The following is a 19,230-nucleotide window of genomic DNA, read 5'->3' on the forward strand; positions in this document are numbered from 1 at the left end:
TCCGGGCGCTTCCCTTCGGTCTTGCGTTTCCGACTCTATCAGATCTTTCCGATCCGATTTCCTCGGTGCTTTCCAGGTTCCCGCTTTCGCGTTTCCCTTTCCGGCGGATCCGACTTTATCAGAGATTCTGAGTCGGATTTCCCGCCCTCCGGGGCGGCTCCGATCCACGAAGTGATCGGGTGCCCGTCCGAACGGAGATGTAAACGTACTGGAGCGGGGCGCCTCGATGCAAATCGAGGCGCCCCGCTCCAGGTTGACGCTGTCGGAGGTCCGACGGAGCGTCAGACCTCCACGACGACAGGGAGGATCATCGGCCGGCGTCGGTACTGGTCCGAGACCCACTTGCCGAGGGTCCGACGCACCAACTGCTGGAGCTGGTGGGGCTCGACGACGCCGTCCTGTGCCGAGCGTTCCAGTACTTCGGTGACCTTGGGGAGCACCGCGGCGAAGGCCGAGTCCTCGATGCCCGAGCCCCGGGCCTGGACGTGCGGACCGCCCGTGATCTTGCCGGTGGACGAGTCGATGACCACGAAGACCGAGATGATGCCCTCGTCCCCGAGGATCTTGCGGTCCTTGAGGGCAGGCTCGCCCACGTCACCGACCGAGAGGCCGTCGACGTAGACGTATCCCGCCTGGACCTTGCCGGAGATCTTGGCCTTGCCCTCGACGAGGTCGACGACGACGCCGTCCTCGGCGATGACGATGCGGTCGTGCGGGACGCCGGTCAGGGCGCCCAACTCGGCGTTGGCACGCAGGTGGCGCCATTCGCCGTGGACCGGCATCAGGTTCCTGGGCCGGCAGATGTTGTAGAAGTACAGCAGCTCGCCGGCCGACGCGTGCCCCGAGACGTGGACCTTGGCGTTGCCCTTGTGGACGACGTTCGCGCCCCAGCGGGTCAGGCCGTTGATCACGCGGTACACCGCGTTCTCGTTGCCCGGGATGAGGGACGAGGCCAGGATCACCGTGTCGCCGTTGACGATGCGGATCTGGTGGTCGCGGTTGGCCATGCGGGACAGGGCGGCCATCGGTTCGCCCTGGGAGCCCGTGCAGACCAGGACCACTTCGCTGTCCGGCAGGTCGTCGAGCGTCTTGACGTCCACGACGAGACCCGGCGGGACCTTGAGGTAGCCGAGGTCCCGGGCGATGCCCATGTTGCGGACCATGGACCGGCCGACGAAGGCGACCCTGCGGCCGTATTCGTGCGCCGCGTCCAGGATCTGCTGGATGCGGTGCACGTGGCTGGCGAAGCTCGCCACGATGATCCGCTTGCGGGCGCCGGCGAACACCTGCCGCAGGACGTTGGAGATGTCCCGCTCCGGGGGAACGAAGCCCGGGACCTCCGCGTTCGTCGAGTCGGAGAGGAGGAGGTCGATGCCCTCCTCGCTCAGGCGCGCGAAGGCGTGCAGGTCCGTGAGGCGGCCGTCCAGCGGGAGCTGGTCCATCTTGAAGTCGCCGGTGTGGACGGCCATGCCCGCGGGGGTGCGGATGGCGACGGCCAGGGCGTCCGGGATGGAGTGGTTGACCGCGACGAACTCGCAGTCGAAGGGGCCGACGCGTTCGCGGTGTCCCTCGGCCACCTCGAGGGTGTACGGCCGGATGCGGTGTTCCTGGAGCTTGGCCTCGATGAGCGCGAGGGTCAGCTTGGAGCCGATCAGCGGGATGTCCGGCTTCTCGCGGAGGAGGAACGGGACGCCGCCGATGTGGTCCTCGTGGCCATGGGTGAGGACGATGCCCTCGATGTCGTCGAGGCGGTCCCTGATGGACGAGAAGTCCGGCAGGATCAGGTCGATTCCGGGCTGCTCCTCCTCCGGGAAGAGCACCCCGCAGTCGACGATCAGCAGACGGCCTCCGTATTCGAAGACCGTCATGTTGCGGCCGATTTCACCGAGGCCGCCGAGGGGCGTGACCCGGAGGCCGCCCTTGGGAAGCGCCGGGGGCCGGCCCAGTTCAGGATGCGGATGACTCAAAAGACTCTCCTCACCACACGCGCCACGTACCGGTGGGCACGTGGCGCGCGTGACGTTCGTGCAGAAGCAGTTGTCGTATCGGGGTGCGGGCACCGGTGGCCCGCGTATTCAGTTGTGAAGTCCGGTCGCGCGGTGGTGCGGTCGTGCGAAGTCTGTTGTCAGAGCTGTACCCCGCCGGCGGCAAGATCGATCTTGAGCTGCTCGGTTTCCTCGGGCGTGAGGCCGACCATGGGCGCGCGCAGCGGTCCGGCGGGCAGTCCCAGGAGGGCGAGCGCGGCCTTGGTGGTCATGACGCCCTGGGTGCGGAACATGCCGGTGTAGACCGGGAGCAGCTTCTGGTGGATCTCCAGTGCCTTCTGTACGTCGCCCGCGACGTGCGCGTCCACCATGGCGCGCAGTTCGGGGGTGGCGACGTGGCCGACGACCGAGACGAAGCCGACCGCGCCCACGGAGAGAAGCGGCAGGTTCAGCATGTCGTCGCCGGAGTACCAGGCGAGGCCGGAGTGCGCGATGGCCCAGCTCGCACGGCCGAGGTCGCCCTTGGCGTCCTTGTTCGCGACGATCCGCGGGTGCTCCGCGAGGCGGACCAGCGTCTCGGTGTTGATCGGGACGCCGCTGCGGCCGGGGATGTCGTACAGCATGACCGGCAGTTCGGTGGCGTCGGCGATGGCCGTGAAGTGCTGGTACAGGCCCTCCTGCGGGGGCTTGTTGTAGTACGGCGTGACGAGCAGGAGGCCGTGTGCGCCGGTGCGCTCGGCGGCGCGGGCCAGCTCGATGCTGTGCTGGGTGTTGTTGGTGCCGACTCCGGCGACGACGTGTGCCCGGTCGCCGACGGCCTCCAGGACGGCTCGTACGAGGTCCGCTTTCTCCGCATCGCTGGTGGTGGGGGACTCGCCGGTGGTGCCGTTGACGATCAGGCCGTCGTTGCCTGCGTCCACCAGGTGGGCGGCGAGCCGCTGCGCGCCGTCGAGGTCGAGTGCGCCGTCCGCCGCGAAGGGCGTGACCATGGCGGTGAGGACCCGCCCGAAGGGGGTCTGCGGAGTGGAGGTCGGAGCCATGGGTTACACGCTACTCGTTGCTCAGGGCGGGGTCTGCCCTCGGGGGAGGCGGCAGGTCGGGCCGGAAGTGGAGCCCGGCACTGCCTGCTCGGGGGTTCAAGCAGTGCCGGGTCCCTTTGATCAGGCTAGATGAACTTCTCGAAACGCCGCAATACGGACACTTCGCACGGCTGATGCATACATCTGTGCCCAACGGGCGGCGGGAACGGCTGGCCCGTTACGGCGCGACACGACCGTTCGCGTTGAAGGCCGCGTGCGTGAGCGGCATGAGCCGGGCCCACTCCTGCTCCATCTTCTCGCCCACCATCTCGATCTCCCGCTGCGGGAAGGAGGGGACCTTGGCCAGCTCGTGCTGGGTGCGCAGGCCGAGGAAGTGCATCATCGAGCGGGCGTTGCAGGTGGCGTACATGGACGAGTACAGGCCGACGGGGAGCACCGCGCGGGCCACCTCGCGGGCGACGCCGGCGGCGAGCATCTCCTGGTAGGTCCGGTAGGCCTGACGGTAGGAGTCCTCCATCGACCGGCTCACCAGGCCGTGCTGCTCGGCGGTGCCCTCGACGAAGACGTACTTGCCCGGACGGCCCTGCTGGACCAGCTTGCGGGACTCCCCCGGCACGTAGAAGACCGGCTGGAGCTCCCGGTAGCGGCCCGACTCCTCGTTGTACGACCAGCCGACGCGGTGCCGCATGAACTCGCGGAAGACGAAGATCGGGGCGCTGATGAAGAAGGTCATCGAGTTGTGCTCGAACGGGCTGCCGTGCCGGTCCCGCATGAGGTAGTTGATCAGACCCTTCGAGCGCTCCGGGTCCTTCTTCAGCTCGTCCAGGGACTGCTCCCCGACGGTGGAGACACGGGCGGCGAACAGCACGTCGGAGTCGGTCGCGCTGCTCTTGACCAGCTCGACGGTGACGTCGCTGCGGAGGTCGATCTTGAAATCGTCGGCGGGGGTGTCGGTCACGGGTGCAGGGCCTTCCCATCTTGTCGCTTGGCGAGGGCCACTCTACGGCCCGCCGAATGGGGTGTTCGGTGGCGTGCCGCGATGAAAATGGTGAAACAGGGCACCCGAGGGGCTGTTCGTTCGTCTGTATGAGTAACAGCGAAGATTCATCCCTGAAGGGAGACGCAGCCTCCATGATCCGCCGGCGTGAACCCGTGCCGTTCGCCTTCGTCGCCGAAGCCGACAGGTTCCGCAGCAATGTCACACCCCCGCCCCGCGAGCGGGCGTCCTTCGGCCAGTTGGCCGGGCGCTGGTTGCTCGGACTCACCGTCGTCGCCGGAATCGTGGGCTCCCTGGTGATCGGGATGCCCGCTCTGTCGGCCGACCAGCCCTCCCCGCACAAGCAGCCGTCACAGGCGTCCGACCGGCGCTGAAGGGCCTCGGCGGACCGGTCCTGACTCCATCCGGACCCCGAGGGTGGTGACCGGGGACACAGGTCGGTAGCCTCACCGGGCACAGCACATGCCATGGAACGAGTGAGGACCAGCCGTGCCCCTGCCCTTCCTGACGGCCGACCGCGCCTTCGACGCCGACGACGACGTCGCGCTGCCGTTCGACGACCGCGACCTCTGGCGCCGGCCTTATCGGCCGGGGCCGTGGCGCGTGGGCGTGGCGGCGCTGATGCTGCTGCTCGCCTCGTTCGTACTGTTCGCGGCGATCATCATCGCGGCGACGGACTCGGTGTCCTCCGCCGGTGTGGTCTTCGGCATCGCGTCCGTCGTGATCGTCTGCGCCCTGCGGCTGCTGCGCATGGGCGCGTGGGTGAGCGCGCACGGGGTGCGGCACGTGAGCTTCTTCAGCACACGCACGGTGGCCTGGCAGCAGGTCGCCAGCGTGCGCACGGTGCAGCAGCCGGTGCGCTGGCTCGGGCTGCCGCGCACGGTGCAGGGACAGGCGCTGCTCCTCGTCCGGCAGGGCCGGTCCGCGGAGACCTCTTCTCCGCTGCTGACCACGCACAACGCCGACTTCCTCGCACGGGACGAGGCGTTCGACCGGGCGGCGGACGCCGTGGAGGCGTGGGCCGCCGAGTACGGGCGGAGCTGAGCGACGACGACAGCCGCCGGGGGCCCGGACCGTGGTGCGGTCCGGGCCCCCGGCGCTGTGGTCCGCGCGTTCCGGTCTGTTCAGGCCGCTTCGACGTGCCGGCCGTCGTGCAGGGCGATCGCCCGCTGCATGGCCTTGCGGGCACGCGGGGTGTCACGGGCGTCGTGGTAGGCGACGGCGAGGCGGAACCAGTTGCGCCAGTCACCGGGGGCGTCCTCCGTCTCGGCCTTGCGCTGGGCGAAGACCTCGTCGGCCGAGTCCCGGTCGACGCGTCCGCTGGGCGTGCGCTTCAGCTCGTCGACGGGCAGTCCGCCCTCGGCGTCGAGTTCGGCGGCGAGCTGGTTGGCCTTGCGGACGAACTGGGTGTTCTTCCACAGGAACCACACGCCGATGACCGGCAGGATCAGCACCGCGAGTCCGAAGGTGACGGTGAGGGGTGTACCGGTGCCGATGAGCAGCACGCCGCGGCTGCCGACCAGGGCGAAGTAGAAGACCAGGACGGCGGCCGTGATGGCGTAGGTGATTTTCGCGCGCATGAGTGTCAGGGGCTCGGTCCGGGTCTCGGCTGGGTCTCGGTGCGGGGCTGATTCGGGTCTGGTTGGGGTCTCGTGAGGGGCCGGGTTCGGCCCTCAGTTCAGGTCCAGGAAGTGTTCCAGGCCGATCGTGAGGCCCGGGGTGGTCACCACCCGGCGCGCGCCCAGCAGGATGCCCGGCATGAAGCTGCTGTGGTGCAGGGAGTCGTGCCGGACGGTGAGGGTCTCGCCCTCGCCGCCCAGCAGGACCTCCTGGTGGGCGAGCAGGCCGCGCAGCCGGATCGCGTGGACCGGGACCCCGTCGACGTCCGCGCCGCGGGCACCGTCCAGGGCCGTGGCAGTGGCGTCGGGCGCCGGTGCGGAGCCTGCCTTCTGCCGGGCCTGGGCGATGAGCTGGGCGGTGCGGGTGGCGGTGCCGCTGGGGGCGTCGACCTTGTTCGGGTGGTGCAGCTCGACGACCTCGACGGACTCGAAGTACGGGGCGGCGATCTGCGCGAACTTCATGGTCAGTACGGCGCCGATGGAGAAGTTGGGCGCGATCAGCACGCCCGTCTCCGGGGAGCCGTCGAGCCAGGTCCTGAGCTGCGCGAGGCGCTCGTCGGTCCAGCCCGTGGTGCCGACGACGGCGTGGATGCCGTGGCGTACGCAGTAGTCGAGGTTGTCCATCACCGAGGCGGGGGTGGTCAGCTCGACGGCGACCTGGGCACCGGTCCCGGCCAGCGTGTCCAGGCTGTCGTTCCGGCCGAGGGCGGCGACCAGCTCCATGTCCTCGGCGGCCTCGACGGCCCGTACCGCCTCGGAGCCGATCCGGCCCTTGGCACCGAGGACGGCCACGCGCAGCTTGCTCATGTCACATGCTTCCTTCTCGAAACGGGACCGTCAGGCGACGGCGTCGTGCAGCCGGGACGCCTGCTTGTCCTTCAACGGGCCGATGACCGACAGCGAGGGACGTCGTCCCAGGACGTCGCGGGCGACCTCGCGGACGTCGTCCGGCGTGACCGAGGCTATCCGGGCCAGCATGTCGTCGACGGACATCTGCTCGCCCCAGCACAACTCGCTCTTGCCGATACGGTTCATCAGCGCGCCGGTGTCCTCCAGGCCGAGGACCGTGGAGCCCTGGAGCTGGCCGACGGCGCGGCCGATCTCGTCGTCGGTGAGGCCGTGCTCGGCGACGTGGTCGAGTTCGTCGCGGCAGATCTTCAGCACGTCGTGCACCTGGGAGGGCCGGCAGCCCGCGTAGACGCCGAAGAGGCCGCAGTCGGCGAAGCCGGAGGTGTACGAGTACACGCTGTAGGCCAGGCCGCGCTTCTCACGGACCTCCTGGAAGAGGCGCGAGGACATGCCACCGCCGAGGGCGGTGTTGAGGACGCCCATGGCCCAGCGGCGTTCGTCGGTGCGGGCCAGGCCCGGCATGCCGAGGATGACGTGCGCCTGCTCGGTCTTGCGGCCGATCAGCTCGACGCGGCCGGCGGTGCGCAGGGTGCGCCGGCCGTCGCGCGGGGCGATGGGCGCGGCCACCGGCTCCCGGAAGGCGCCGGCCTTCTCGAAGGCGGCGCGAACCTGGCGTACGACCTTGTTGTGGTCGACGTTGCCGGCCGCGGCGACCACCAGGTGCGTCGGGTCGTAGTGCTTCTTGTAGAAGCGGCGGATGCGGTCGGCGGTGAGGGCGTTGACCGTGTCGACCGTGCCGAGGACGGGGCGGCCGAGGGCGTTGTCGCCGAACATGGTGTGTGCGAACAGGTCGTGCACACAGTCGCCGGCGTCGTCCTCGGTCATCGCGATCTCTTCGAGGATCGCGCCGCGCTCGACGTCCACGTCGTCCTCGCGGATGAGCGAGCCGGTCAGCATGTCGCAGACCACGTCGACGGCGAGCGGCAGGTCGGTGTCGAGCACGCGTGCGTAGTAGCACGTGTACTCCTTCGCCGTGAACGCGTTCATCTCGCCGCCGACCGCGTCGATGGCGGAGGAGATGTCCAGGGCGCTGCGCTTGCGGGTGCCCTTGAAGAGCAGGTGCTCCAGGTAGTGGGTGGCGCCGTTCAGGGCCGGGGTCTCGTCGCGGGAGCCGACGTGCGCCCAGATGCCGAAGGTCGCCGAGCGGACCGAGGGCAGGGTCTCGGTGACGATGCGCAGGCCGCCCGGGAGGGTGGTCTTGCGGACCGTACCGATGCCGTGTTCGCCCTTGATCAGGGTTTGGGTACGGGCGACGGCCCGCGCCTCCGAGGAGGTGCGGGCCGTCGCCTTGGAGCTACGGGACGTCACTGGTCGGCGTCGTCCTTCTTCTCGTCGTCGCCTGCTTCGCCCTCGATCACGGGGATCAGGGAGAGCTTGCCGCGGGAGTCGATCTCGGCGATCTCGACCTGGACCTTGGCGCCCACGCCGAGCACGTCCTCGACGTTCTCCACGCGCTTGCCGCCGGCCAGCTTGCGGATCTGCGAGATGTGCAGCAGACCGTCCTTGCCGGGCAGCAGGGAGACGAACGCGCCGAAGGTCGTCGTCTTCACGACGGTGCCCAGGTAGCGCTCGCCGACCTCGGGCATGGTCGGGTTGGCGATGCCGTTGATCGTGGCGCGGGCGGCCTCGGCCTGCGAGCCCTGGGCGGCACCGATGTAGATGGTGCCGTCGTCCTCGATCGTGATGTCGGCGCCCGTGTCCTCCTGGATCTGGTTGATCATCTTGCCCTTGGGGCCGATGACCTCACCGATCTTGTCCACGGGGATCTTGACGGTGATGATCCGCGGGGCGTTGGGGGACATCTCGTCCGGCGTGTCGATCGCTTCCATCATCACGTCGAGGATGTGGAGGCGGGCGTCACGGGCCTGCTTGAGGGCGGCGGCCAGGACGGAGGCGGGGATGCCGTCCAGCTTGGTGTCGAGCTGGAGGGCGGTCACGAACTCCTTGGTGCCGGCGACCTTGAAGTCCATGTCGCCGAAGGCGTCCTCCGCACCGAGGATGTCGGTGAGGGCGACGTAGTGCGTCTCGCCGTTGATCTCCTGGGAGATCAGGCCCATGGCGATACCGGCGACGGGGGCCTTCAGCGGCACACCGGCGTTCAGCAGCGACATGGTGGAGGCGCAGACCGAGCCCATGGACGTCGAGCCGTTGGAGCCGAGGGCCTCGGACACCTGACGGATCGCGTACGGGAACTCCTCGCGCGTCGGCAGCACCGGCACGATGGCGCGCTCGGCGAGGGCGCCGTGGCCGATCTCGCGGCGCTTCGGGGAGCCGACGCGGCCGGTCTCGCCGACGGAGTACGGCGGGAAGTTGTAGTTGTGCATGTAGCGCTTGCGAGTCACCGGGGAGAGGGTGTCGAGCTGCTGCTCCATGCGGAGCATGTTGAGGGTGGTGACGCCCAGGATCTGGGTCTCGCCACGCTCGAACAGCGCGGAACCGTGCACGCGCGGGATGGCCTCGACCTCGGCGGCCAGGGTGCGGATGTCGGTGACACCGCGGCCGTCGATGCGCTTCTTCTCCTTGATGACGCGCTCACGGACCAGGGACTTGGTCAGCGAGCGGTACGCGGCGGAGATCTCCTTCTCGCGGCCCTCGAACTCCGGCAGGAGCTTCTCGGCGGCGAGCGCCTTGACGCGGTCCAGCTCGGCCTCGCGCTCCTGCTTGCCGGCGATGGTGAGCGCCTGGGTGAGCTCGGGCTTGACGGCGCCGGTGAGCGCCTCCAGCACGTCGTCCTGGTAGTCCAGGAAGATCGGGAACTCACCGGTCGGCTTGGCGGCCTTCGCGGCGAGGTCCGCCTGGGCGCGGCACAGCACCTTGATGAAGGGCTTCGCGGCGTCCAGACCGGCGGCGACGACCTCCTCGGTGGGCGCCTCGGCGCCGCCCTCGACCAGCTTGACGGTCTTCTCGGTGGCCTCGGCCTCGACCATCATGATCGCGACGTCGCCGTCCTCCAGGGCGCGGCCCGCGACGACCATGTCGAAGACGGCGTCCTCGAGCTCGGTGTGCGTCGGGAAGGCCACCCACTGGCCGCGGATCAGCGCGACGCGGACGCCGCCGATCGGGCCGGAGAAGGGCAGGCCGGCCAGTTGCGTGGACGCGGAGGCGGCGTTGATCGCCACGACGTCGTACAGGTGGTCGGGGTTGAGGGCCATGATCGTGGCGACGACCTGGATCTCGTTGCGCAGGCCCTTCTTGAAGGACGGGCGCAGCGGGCGGTCGATCAGCCGGCAGGTGAGGACGGCGTCCTCGGACGGCCGGCCCTCGCGGCGGAAGAAGCTGCCGGGGATCTTGCCGGCGGCGTACATCCGCTCCTCGACGTCCACCGTGAGCGGGAAGAAGTCGAGCTGGTCCTTGGGGTTCTTGGAGGCGCTGGTGGCCGACAGCACCATGGTGTCGTCGTCCAGGTACGCCACGGCGGAACCGGCGGCCTGCCTGGCCAGCCGGCCCGTCTCGAAGCGGATGGTGCGGGTGCCGAACGCGCCGTTGTCGATCACGGCTTCGGCGTAGTGGGTCTCGTTCTCCACTAGTGATTTCTCCTCGTCTTCGTCCCTCCTCGCCCGTGTTGGCGGGGGGACGGTGGCGGAGAAGCGCTCCGTGCAATGCGGGCCGGTCTTCGATCGAAGCACCCGGGGGCCTGCCCCGGGGGCCACTACCGAGGACCGGCGGCGGCTAGGCGCGCTTCTCCTCGTTTCGTTCGTTGTGTCGTACGTCGTGCGTCTTGTCTTCTGTTACCACACTACAAAGCGGTGGCGTCAGAGCGCACGTACAGCAAAGGGAGCGGCCCCCGAACGATGGGAACCGCTCCCTTCACGGCGTCTTACTTGGCGCCCGCCGCACCGCGGCGGATGCCGAGGCGCTCGACCAGCGCGCGGAAGCGCTGGATGTCCTTCTTGGCGAGGTACTGCAGCAGCCGGCGGCGCTGGCCGACCAGGATCAGCAGACCACGACGGGAGTGGTGGTCGTGCTTGTGGGTCTTGAGGTGCTCGGTCAGGTCGGAGATCCGACGGGACAGCAGAGCGACCTGGACCTCGGGGGAGCCGGTGTCGCCCTCCTTGGTACCGAACTCGGTGATGATCTGCTTCTTCACTGCGGCGTCGAGCGACACGCGTACTCCTCTTGGTCTGTGAGTGCCCACCGAGTGCCCCCGGTCTACGTCTCGGGGGATCTTCCGTGACTCGGAAGGCGGGGATCCGCTGGGCGCGGCCTCCAGGGCTCCTGGCTCCGGGGGCGCGTACACAAACGGCCGTCACACAGCGTACCAGCCTGGACGGACGGCCCTTCCCGCAGGCTCGGCGACCTGTCCGTCACCCTTGCGGTCACGGACATCCACAAACCGCTGAGCTGGGAGAACGGCGGCAAGTAGGGTGACCGCACAGACCGCCCGCAGTGCAGGAAGGACCGAGCCACCATGGTCGATGCCGAGGACCGGGAACTCAAGGCGCGCAAGGAACGGGAGCGGGACGAGCTCTATTCCCTCGACATTTCCGGTGTCGAGTGGCACAGCGCGCCCGGCACCGAGGAGCACGAGGAACGGGTCGAGATCGCCTACCTGCCCGCCGGTGCCGTGGCCATGCGGTCGTCGCTCGACCCGGACACCGTGCTGCGCTACACGGAGGCGGAGTGGCGGGCATTCGTCCTCGGCGCCCGGGACGGGGAGTTCGACCTGGAGCCGGCGCCGGGCAACGGTGGCGCCGGGTAACGGTGGCGCCGGGTAACGGTGGCGCCCGGGCCGAGCGGTGCCCGGGCCGAGCGGTGCGTGTGCCGAGCGGTGCGTGTGCGGAGAAGGGGAGCGTCAGGGCTTCTCCGCCGCGCCGCCGCTTCCGATGCCCAGGACCAGGTAGAGCCACTGCTTCTTCTTGTCGCCGGCGGGGCCGTTAGCGGACTTGGCGCCGAAGAAGATCCGTCCGTCCTGGACGACGATGTCGTTCTCGTTCGAGAGCGTCAGCGGCTCGCCCTCGCTCGGCAGGTCGAAGAAGAAGTACGGAGTCTCCCTGTCCGTCGCGGGATCCAGGGCGACCAGCGCGTTCGGCGCGATGTGGTCGTCGCTCAGGCGCAGGGCGAGGAGCTGGTCGCCGCTCATCCGCAGCGGCTGGAGCAGGGAGCCCGGACCGGAGTCGAACTTCTTCGTCGTGTCCCCCGTCGCCAGGTCGAAGCCGATGATCCAGTTGGAGACCTGCTTCTCCAACTGGTCCTTGCTGCGGATGAAGACCTGGCCCGCGCCCACGGCGATGGTCGGGCAGTCGTCGATGACCAGGTGGTCGCCGTAGGCGCAGTCGGCGACGTACGCGCCGTTGCGGAGACTGATCGTGGCGCGGTCGCGGCCCTTGTCGTCGAGGGACAGCAGGTCGGTGATCTCGGTGCCGCCGCCGGCGACGGCGAGGACGGCCGGCTCGGACGACGGCACACCGAGGTCGCGGATGCCCTTGGCGGCGGAGTACGTCCACTGGGTCCGGCCGGTGGCCGGGTCGACCTTGCGCACCTTGTAGGTGACGTGCTGCCAGGACGTGTCCGGCACGCTCTCGTCGGTGCTCCAGCACTTCTGACGGATCAGCAGCGCTCGGCCGCCGGCCGCTCCCATGTCCTGACAGGGTGCGGTGGCCCTCGTGGCCCACCGGCTCGTGCCCTTCGCCATGTCGTACCCGACGGTGCCACCGCCCCAGGTCACGACGACCGTGTCGTGCGTCAGTGTCACGCTCGGCCGGTCCTGGGTGCTGTTGCCCGTCGCCGAGCCCGGGCCGGGACCGGCCACGGAATAGGGGACGCGGTCCTCCCAGACGAGGCGGCCGTCGTCGAGGTCGACGAAGGCGACCTGGTTGCAGAAGGCGTCCTTCTCCCGGTCGTTCGCCCTGAAGAGGACGGCGGTGCGGTGGTCGACGGTCACATGGCGCGTGTATCCGCAGATCGGGCCGTCGAGCCCGAGCCGCCACTCCTCCTCGCCCGGCACGACGTCGGTGCCGATGCGCATACCGACGAGTGTCTTGTTGACGCCCTTGGCGAGGATGCGGTCCGTTGCCCACATGCCCGGCATCTCGACGTGCTCACCGGGGGCCATGTCGTCCACGGAGAACCGGAAGGCCATCTCGCCCACGGTGCTCGCGGGTTGCTTCTCGACCGTCTCCCGGACGTCGCCAGGGCCCTGCCCGTCCGCGGTCCCCGGTCTGTCCGACGACGCGCCGTTCTCGCCCCCGCCCCACAGCAGCCAGCCGCCGGTGCCCAACGCGGCGGCGACGACGACCGCGAGCAGTACCGTCAGAGCCTTCCGCCCCCGTTTCCGCTCCGTGGTCCGCGCGGTCGGCGGGGGCTGGGTCATCGAAGGGGGCGGGCCGAAGCTCACGCGCGGGTCCTCTTCCTGGTGATGGGATTCCCGTCATGGGATGACGGCAAGCGCTCCTACTATGCCGGGGCCTTGATCAACCGTGGGCACGCGCGGGCCTGACATCGTCGATTCCGACCGCGCTCTGGCGGAGTTCTGTCCGACTTGTTCATGGATGCGGTGTGGCGCATGCACGGATTCGGAAACGAGGTACGGCACTTCGGGGCAGGCTGTGACGCAATGGGCGGACGCTGGGGTGAGGACGGGGCTGCCGGGGCGGGGCGTGTGGTGATTAGGCTGGGTCCCGGCGCGACGCCAGAACCCGTGGACCGGGCGTCGGCGTCGTACGGGGAGGGCCGACGATCGGACGACCTCGTTTCACTTCGGACAACGTCGGACGACAAAAACGGTCGCCCCAGCACGGCATGAGGGTGCTCGACCACACCAGGAGGAACTGTGAGCAGCGATCGGGACGGGATCCGCGGGGGCTGGGCTACACCCGGCGATGACCAACCCGACGCGGAGTCCGCAGTCGAGACGACGGGCGAGTTCACCATCGACTACGCTCCGCCCGCCTGGTACACGCAGAACGCGTCGAGCGATTCGGGGCAGGGACAAGACCAGGGTCAAGGCCAGGGGCAGGGGCCGGGACAAGGCCAGGGAGCGGGCTCGGGTGACGGTTCCTCTTCCGCGGCCGCTTCGTCCGGCCCTTCCGCTGCGTCCACCCCGTCCGCTGCGTCCGCCGCGTCCACCCCGCCTGCTCCCCGTGGGCCGGTTCCGCCACTGCCGGGGCTGACTCCGCCGCCGCACGCGGCTCCGTCCAACGGTTCCTCCTCCATTCCGGCCCCGGCTCCCGGGGCACCCTTCACGCCGCCTCCGCCGCCCGCTGCGGGGACCGCGTTCACGCCGCCTCCGCCGCCGGGTCCGGGGGCGCCGTTCACGCCGCCTCCGCCGCCGGTTCCGGGGGCGCCGTTCACGCCGCCCGCGCCGCCGACCGGGGGGCCGGCCGGGGTGCCGAGGCTGCCGGTCGGGAGCGGGTTCGAGCCGCAGCAGCCGCAGGGGCGTCCGGAGCCCGGGCCGGAGCCTGAACCGCAGGTGCCATCCGAGCCGGAGGCCGTGGCCGCCCCGGCGCCGGCGCCGGCCGCGAATCCGGTTTCCCCCACGGCCGTACCGACGTTCCCGGCCGGCGGGTTCCAGCTTCAGGCACCCGCTCCCCCGCCGGCCGACGAGCCGGAGGCAGAGCCCGGGCGCGAGCCCGAGCCGGAGACCGAGCCCGAGCCCGAGCCGGAGACCGACAACGGCGATCTCGAGAGCGGCGCCACTATGCGCTTCTCCGCGCGCGCCCTGCAGCGGGAGATCGCCGAGCGTGCCGCGGCGGACGACACCGGGCAGGACGAGCGCCCGTCGTCTGTGGTCGACGAGCCCCAGGTCACCGCCGAGGACGACGCGGTGCTCGGCTCCGAGCAGACCGGTGAGGACGCGGCGGACGAGTCCCCCTCCCTCGCGGACGACACCGTGGGGCGCGAGAGCGTCGACGGTTCCGCAGGCGCGGGCGGCCCCGAACTCGCCGACGACGGCGCGCCGGACGACGGTGCGCGGAACGACATGCGGGACTACGTGTCGGACGTGGACGGTACGACCGATGCCGCCGACGCATTCGAGCCGGCCGACGCGTCCGACGCGTCCGACGCGGTCGACGCGGTCGACGCGGTCGACGCGGTCGATACGTCCGATACATCCGATGCCTCCGCCGACATAAGCGAGTCCCGCCTCGGCGGTCCGGCTCCGGACGATGAGCCCGCGTCGGCCGCCTCACTCACGCCCGCCGCTCCGCCCGCCGAGCCCGAGCACGACTCCCGGCCCGAGCCCGAGGACAGCACCCCGGTCGCACCCGAGCCCGAGGACGCGGTGCCCCATCCTCGGGACGCCCAGCCCCCGGCGGAGCCCGTGGCGCCCTTCGCGGAGCCCGTGGACGCGGTTCCGGACGCCGTACTCGCGGACGCCGCGCGTGAAGACGCCGTTCCGGCCGACGCGCCGCCCGTGGCGCCGGGCGGAATGCCGCCGCTTCCTCCGTCGTATCCGCCCGTCGCACCCGCCGCGGCGCACCAGTGGCCCGCGGAGCCGCAGCCGTCCCCCGTCACTCCGGGCCGGCCGGGCGTACCGGCCCAGCAGCCTCCGTTCCAGCCGCAGGCCCCGCAGCCGGCGCCCGCAGCGTGGAACGCTCCGCCGGCCGCCGCGCCGACGCCATCGAACCCGGCGACCGGGCAGCCCGCGCCGCAGGCCGGCTACGGCTTCCCGCAGCCGGGTCACACCACTCCTCCCCCGGCGCAGCAGCCGCCGGTCCACCCGCCTGGCGGCGCTCCCACGCCCACGCCGGGCGCCGCCGGTTACGGTTTCCCGCAGCCCGGTGCCCCGGCTCCACAGCCCCACCCCCCGGCGCAGCCCGGTGGTTACGGGTTCCCGCAGGCGCCCGCGCCGCACGGGCAGTCGCCGGAACAGCAGCCGTACCCCGGCGTACCGGGACAGGGACAGGGACAGCCGCACGGTGACGCGCAGACCCCGCCGGCCGCGTCGCCGGCCGCTCAGCAGGGCTTCGCCCCGCAGGATCCCCAGGCTGCGCAGGCCCAGCCGATGGCCGCCCAGTCGGGGCAGGGCCCGCAGACCCCGCCGGCGCCGACCGCCCAACAGCCGTACCAGGCGCCCCCCGCACCCCATCCGATGCAGCCCGGTCAGCCGGGACAGCCCGGTCAGCCGGGACAGCCGGGACAGCCGGACCAGTCCCAGCACGCTCAGCAGGCTCAGCCGCCTCACCAGCCCCAGCAGCAGCCCGTCGACCCCCGCCTCGGTGCCGCCTGGCCGCAGCCCATGCAGCACGACCAGCGTCAGCCCACCAACCCGGGCGCCGCACCACTCGGTTACACGGCCGCCGTGGAGCTGTCGTCCGACCGGCTGCTCAACAACAAGAGGCAGAAGGCGAAGAGCAGCCGCCCGGCGGCCGGCGGTTCGCGGTTCAAGCTGGGCGGCAAGAAGGAGGAGGCCGAGCGGCAGCGCAAGCTGGAGTTGATTCGCACGCCGGTGCTCTCCTGCTACCGCATCGCCGTGATCAGCCTCAAGGGCGGTGTCGGCAAGACGACCACCACGACCGCCCTCGGCTCCACGCTCGCCACCGAGCGGCAGGACAAGATCCTCGCGATCGACGCCAACCCGGACGCCGGCACGCTCGGCCGCCGTGTGCGCCGGGAGACCGGGGCCACCATCCGCGACCTCGTCCAGGCGATCCCGTACCTCAACTCGTACATGGACATCCGGCGGTTCACCTCGCAGGCCTCGTCCGGGCTGGAGATCATCGCCAACGACGTCGACCCGGCCGTGTCCACCACCTTCAACGACGAGGACTACCGGCGCGCGATCGACGTACTGGGCAAGCAGTACCCGATCATCCTCACCGACTCGGGTACCGGCCTGCTCTACAGCGCCATGCGCGGTGTGCTCGACCTCGCCGACCAGCTCATCATCATCTCGACGCCGTCCGTGGACGGTGCGAGCAGCGCCAGTACGACGCTGGACTGGCTGTCGGCGCACGGGTACGCCGACCTCGTCTCACGGTCCATCACCGTCATCTCGGGGGTCCGCGAGACCGGCAAGATGATCAAGGTTGACGACATCGTCGGCCACTTCCAGACGCGGTGCCGGGGCGTCGTCGTGGTGCCGTTCGACGAGCACCTGGCCGCCGGCGCCGAGGTCGACCTCGACATGATGCGGCCCAAGGTGCGGGAGGCGTACTTCAATCTCTCGGCGATGGTCGCGGAGGACTTCGTCCGCCACCAGCAGTCGCACGGCCTGTGGACGTCCAACGGCAACCCGCCGCCGGTGGCCGCACCGCCGTTGCCGGGGCAGCCCGTACCCGGACAGCAGCCCATGCCCGGACAGCAGCCGATGCAGGGTCAGCCCGGTGCGCCCGGTCAGCCGGGCCAGTACGCACAGCCCGGGCAGCCCCAGCCGGCACAGCAGCCCTACCCGCAACAGCCGGGGCAGCCGTACCCGCAACAGCCCGGACAGCAGCCGTACCCGCAGCCCGGTTACGGGTATCCGCAGCCGGGGCAGCAAGGGCAGCCGGGACAGGTGCCTCCCCCGCCGCAGCAGTAGGTCCGCCACCGCGTAAGGGCCCGCGCCGTCCACGGACGGCGCGGGCCTTCGCACGTTCGCAGGCAGAACGGGTGGGACTCGGCCGCCAGGCTCTCACCAGGGAGGCGCCAGTGGTCTGTGCCAATGAGAGTGACTGCGTCATCAACTCGTTGTTTCCGCAGGCCACATGGGGTTTGACGCACCGTTGACGCGCGCAGACTGCCGCTGGTAGACACACACTTCATTCCGCTTGCGCCACCCGATCAAGTCCGCTCAGAGCCATTCACGGATCGCCTCAGCCTGTTCACATCTGTTCAAGCCCGCCTCACGCGGGGGCTCACAGCATCCCGCGCGTGCGATGACGCGAGGTCAGGTAGTCATGAGCACACACGATCAGCACGGCAGTGGACGTACCGGCACCAGCCCGCGGAGGATCCGGCTGCTCGCCGCCGCGGGCGCCACCGCACTCCTCCTCGCATCGGGGGTCGCCGCCCCGTCGGCCTCGGCCGCCGAGGACGACAAGGTGCTCACCGTCGCCGTGGCGCAGAGCGTCGACTCGCTCAGTCCCTTCCTGGCGGTACGGCTGCTCAGCACGAGCATCCACCGGCTGACGTACGAGTACCTGACCAACTACGACCCCGAGGACAACCACGTCGTCCCGGGCCTGGCCACCGAGTGGAAGTCGTCGCCGGACAAGCTGACCTGGACGTACACGATCCGCTCCGACTCCAAGTGGTCGGACGGCCGGCAGGCCACCGCCGAGGACGCGGCGTGGACGTTCAACAAGATGATGACCGACGACGGCGCCGCCACCGCCAACGGCAGCTTCGTCACCAACTTCGCGAAGGTCACCGCCCCCAGCCCGACCCAACTGGTGATCCGGCTGAAGAAGCCGCAGGCCACGATGACCGCGCTCGACGTGCCGATCGTCCCCAGACACGTCTGGGAGAAGGTCGACGACCTCTCGAAGTTCAACAACGACAAGAACTTCCCGGTCGTCGGGAACGGGCCGTTCGTCCTCACGGACTACAAGCCGGACAGCTATGTGCGGCTGAAGGCCAACAAGGACTTCTGGCGGGGCGCGCCCGAGTTCGACGAGCTGGTCTTCCGCTACTACAAGGACCAGGACGCTGCCGTGGCCGCCCTGCGCAAGGGCGAGGTGTCGTTCGTGTCCGGGTCGCCGTCGCTGACGCCCGCCCAGTCCGCCTCGCTCGAGGACGAGGAGGACATCCACGTCAACGACGCGCCCGGACGCCGCTTCTACGCCCTCGCCACCAACCCGGGCGCGCGGGCCAAGGACGGCACGAAGTTCGGTGACGGCCACCCCTCACTGCTGGACCAGCGGGTGCGGCACGCACTGTTCATGGCGGTGGACCGCAAGGCGATCGTCGACAAGGTGTTCCAGGGGCACGCGGTCGAGGGGGAGGGCTACATCCCGCCGCGCTTCCCGCAGTACTTCTTCGAGCCGTCGGCCGACCAGAAGCTGGCGTACGACCCGGCGGAGGCGGCCCGGCTGCTCGACGAGGCGGGCTACCGGACGAACGCCGACGGCGAGCGCCTGGGCAAGGACGGAAAACCGCTGAACTACCGCGTCCTGTGCCACGCCACCGACCCGAACGACAAGGCGGTCGGCAAGTACCTGGAGGAGTGGTGGGGCGAGCTCGGCATCTCGATCACCCTCAACTGCCTGGACAACGTGACCGACCCATGGCTGGCCGGCGAGTACGACCTGGCCTTCGACGGCTGGTCCGTCAACCCCGACCCGGACTTCGTACTCTCCATCCACACCTGCGACGCGCTCCCGGCCACGCCGAAGGACACGGGAGCCACCGACAACTTCATCTGCGACCAGACGTACGACGAGCTGTACGCCCGGCAGTTGGCCGAGTACGACCCCGCCAAGCGGGCGGACCTCGTCAAGCAGATGCAGTCGCGGCTGTACGACCTGGGGTACATGAACGTCATGGCCTATCCGAACGCCGTCGAGGCCTACCGCACGGACCAGATCGAGTCGATCACGACGATGCCCTCCGCGGCGGGCAACATCTACGGGCAGGACGGCTACTGGAGCTGGTGGTCGGCGGTCCCCGCGGACTCCGGTGACTCCTCCGGTGGTTCGTCGTCGACCGGAGCCGTGATCGGGATCGCCGCGGGCGCCGTCGTCCTCGTCGGGCTCGGGGTGCTCTTCCTGGTCCGCCGCCGGGCGACGGCGGACGACCGTGAGTAGGCCGACGACCGCGAC

At 70.2% G+C, this 19,230-nt stretch carries 14 protein-coding genes; 5 read left to right on the top strand and 9 right to left on the bottom strand.

Annotated elements, in window-relative coordinates; translation table 11 throughout:
- Positions 1–281: 281 nt before the first annotated feature.
- The 3 genes from B1H29_RS10050 to thyX form a co-directional block, all read right to left on the bottom strand.
- Positions 282–1,967: a ribonuclease J gene (locus B1H29_RS10050; RefSeq protein ID WP_055421651.1), complete on the bottom strand. Its 1,686-nt coding sequence runs from the start codon at positions 1,965–1,967 to the stop codon at positions 282–284.
- A 158-nt stretch (positions 1,968–2,125) separates the two neighbouring features.
- Complete coding sequence (dapA, locus tag B1H29_RS10055) at positions 2,126–3,025, bottom strand: 4-hydroxy-tetrahydrodipicolinate synthase (RefSeq protein WP_055421652.1); 900 nt, start codon at positions 3,023–3,025, stop codon at positions 2,126–2,128.
- A gap of 217 nt (positions 3,026–3,242) precedes the next feature.
- Positions 3,243–3,983 (bottom strand): FAD-dependent thymidylate synthase, encoded by a 741-nt coding sequence (gene thyX, locus B1H29_RS10060; RefSeq protein WP_055421653.1) that lies wholly within the window; start codon positions 3,981–3,983, stop codon positions 3,243–3,245.
- Positions 3,984–4,156: 173 nt separating this feature from the next.
- Between thyX and B1H29_RS10065 the strand changes: the two genes are divergently transcribed.
- Both B1H29_RS10065 and B1H29_RS10070 read left to right on the top strand, forming a co-directional pair.
- A complete protein-coding gene (locus B1H29_RS10065) occupies positions 4,157–4,396 on the top strand; it encodes a hypothetical protein (protein WP_055421654.1) in 240 nt (79 codons plus the stop codon).
- A gap of 115 nt (positions 4,397–4,511) precedes the next feature.
- Positions 4,512–5,066 carry a hypothetical protein gene (locus B1H29_RS10070; protein WP_055421655.1) on the top strand — a complete coding sequence of 185 codons (555 nt, stop codon included), beginning with the start codon at positions 4,512–4,514 and terminating at the stop codon, positions 5,064–5,066.
- A gap of 80 nt (positions 5,067–5,146) precedes the next feature.
- On the opposite strand, the gene B1H29_RS10075 is transcribed toward B1H29_RS10070, so the two are convergent.
- The 5 genes from B1H29_RS10075 to rpsO form a co-directional block, all read right to left on the bottom strand.
- Positions 5,147–5,602 carry a hypothetical protein gene (locus tag B1H29_RS10075; protein WP_055421656.1) on the bottom strand — a complete coding sequence of 152 codons (456 nt, stop codon included), beginning with the start codon at positions 5,600–5,602 and terminating at the stop codon, positions 5,147–5,149.
- A gap of 93 nt (positions 5,603–5,695) precedes the next feature.
- Positions 5,696–6,448: a 4-hydroxy-tetrahydrodipicolinate reductase gene (gene dapB, locus B1H29_RS10080; RefSeq protein WP_055421657.1), complete on the bottom strand. Its 753-nt coding sequence runs from the start codon at positions 6,446–6,448 to the stop codon at positions 5,696–5,698.
- Between the two features lie 30 nt (positions 6,449–6,478).
- Positions 6,479–7,858 carry a M16 family metallopeptidase gene (locus B1H29_RS10085; RefSeq protein WP_055421658.1) on the bottom strand — a complete coding sequence of 460 codons (1,380 nt, stop codon included), beginning with the start codon at positions 7,856–7,858 and terminating at the stop codon, positions 6,479–6,481.
- Positions 7,855–10,074, bottom strand: a complete 2,220-nt coding sequence (locus B1H29_RS10090) for a polyribonucleotide nucleotidyltransferase (protein WP_055421659.1) — start codon at positions 10,072–10,074, stop codon at positions 7,855–7,857. Before B1H29_RS10090 ends, B1H29_RS10085 begins: the two co-directional genes overlap by 4 nt.
- Before the next feature lie 293 nt (positions 10,075–10,367).
- A complete protein-coding gene (gene rpsO / locus B1H29_RS10095; protein WP_019330982.1) occupies positions 10,368–10,655 on the bottom strand; it encodes a 30S ribosomal protein S15 in 288 nt (95 codons plus the stop codon).
- 303 nt (positions 10,656–10,958) lie between these two features.
- Between rpsO and B1H29_RS10100 the strand changes: the two genes are divergently transcribed.
- A complete protein-coding gene (locus B1H29_RS10100) occupies positions 10,959–11,249 on the top strand; it encodes a DUF397 domain-containing protein (protein WP_055421660.1) in 291 nt (96 codons plus the stop codon).
- Positions 11,250–11,342: 93 nt separating this feature from the next.
- On the opposite strand, the gene B1H29_RS10105 is transcribed toward B1H29_RS10100, so the two are convergent.
- Positions 11,343–12,884: a PQQ-binding-like beta-propeller repeat protein gene (locus B1H29_RS10105; protein ID WP_055421661.1), complete on the bottom strand. Its 1,542-nt coding sequence runs from the start codon at positions 12,882–12,884 to the stop codon at positions 11,343–11,345.
- 435 nt (positions 12,885–13,319) lie between these two features.
- Here B1H29_RS10105 and B1H29_RS10110 point away from each other — a divergent pair, with 435 nt between their 5' ends.
- Positions 13,320–17,009, top strand: a complete 3,690-nt coding sequence (locus tag B1H29_RS10110) for an SCO5717 family growth-regulating ATPase (RefSeq protein ID WP_079160134.1) — start codon at positions 13,320–13,322, stop codon at positions 17,007–17,009.
- Between the two features lie 358 nt (positions 17,010–17,367).
- Positions 17,368–19,215 (top strand): ABC transporter substrate-binding protein, encoded by a 1,848-nt coding sequence (locus B1H29_RS10115; protein WP_055421662.1) that lies wholly within the window; start codon positions 17,368–17,370, stop codon positions 19,213–19,215.
- Positions 19,216–19,230 lie beyond the last annotated feature (15 nt).

It is taken from the genome of Streptomyces pactum (assembly GCF_002005225.1).
Taxonomy (GTDB): domain Bacteria; phylum Actinomycetota; class Actinomycetes; order Streptomycetales; family Streptomycetaceae; genus Streptomyces; species Streptomyces pactum_A.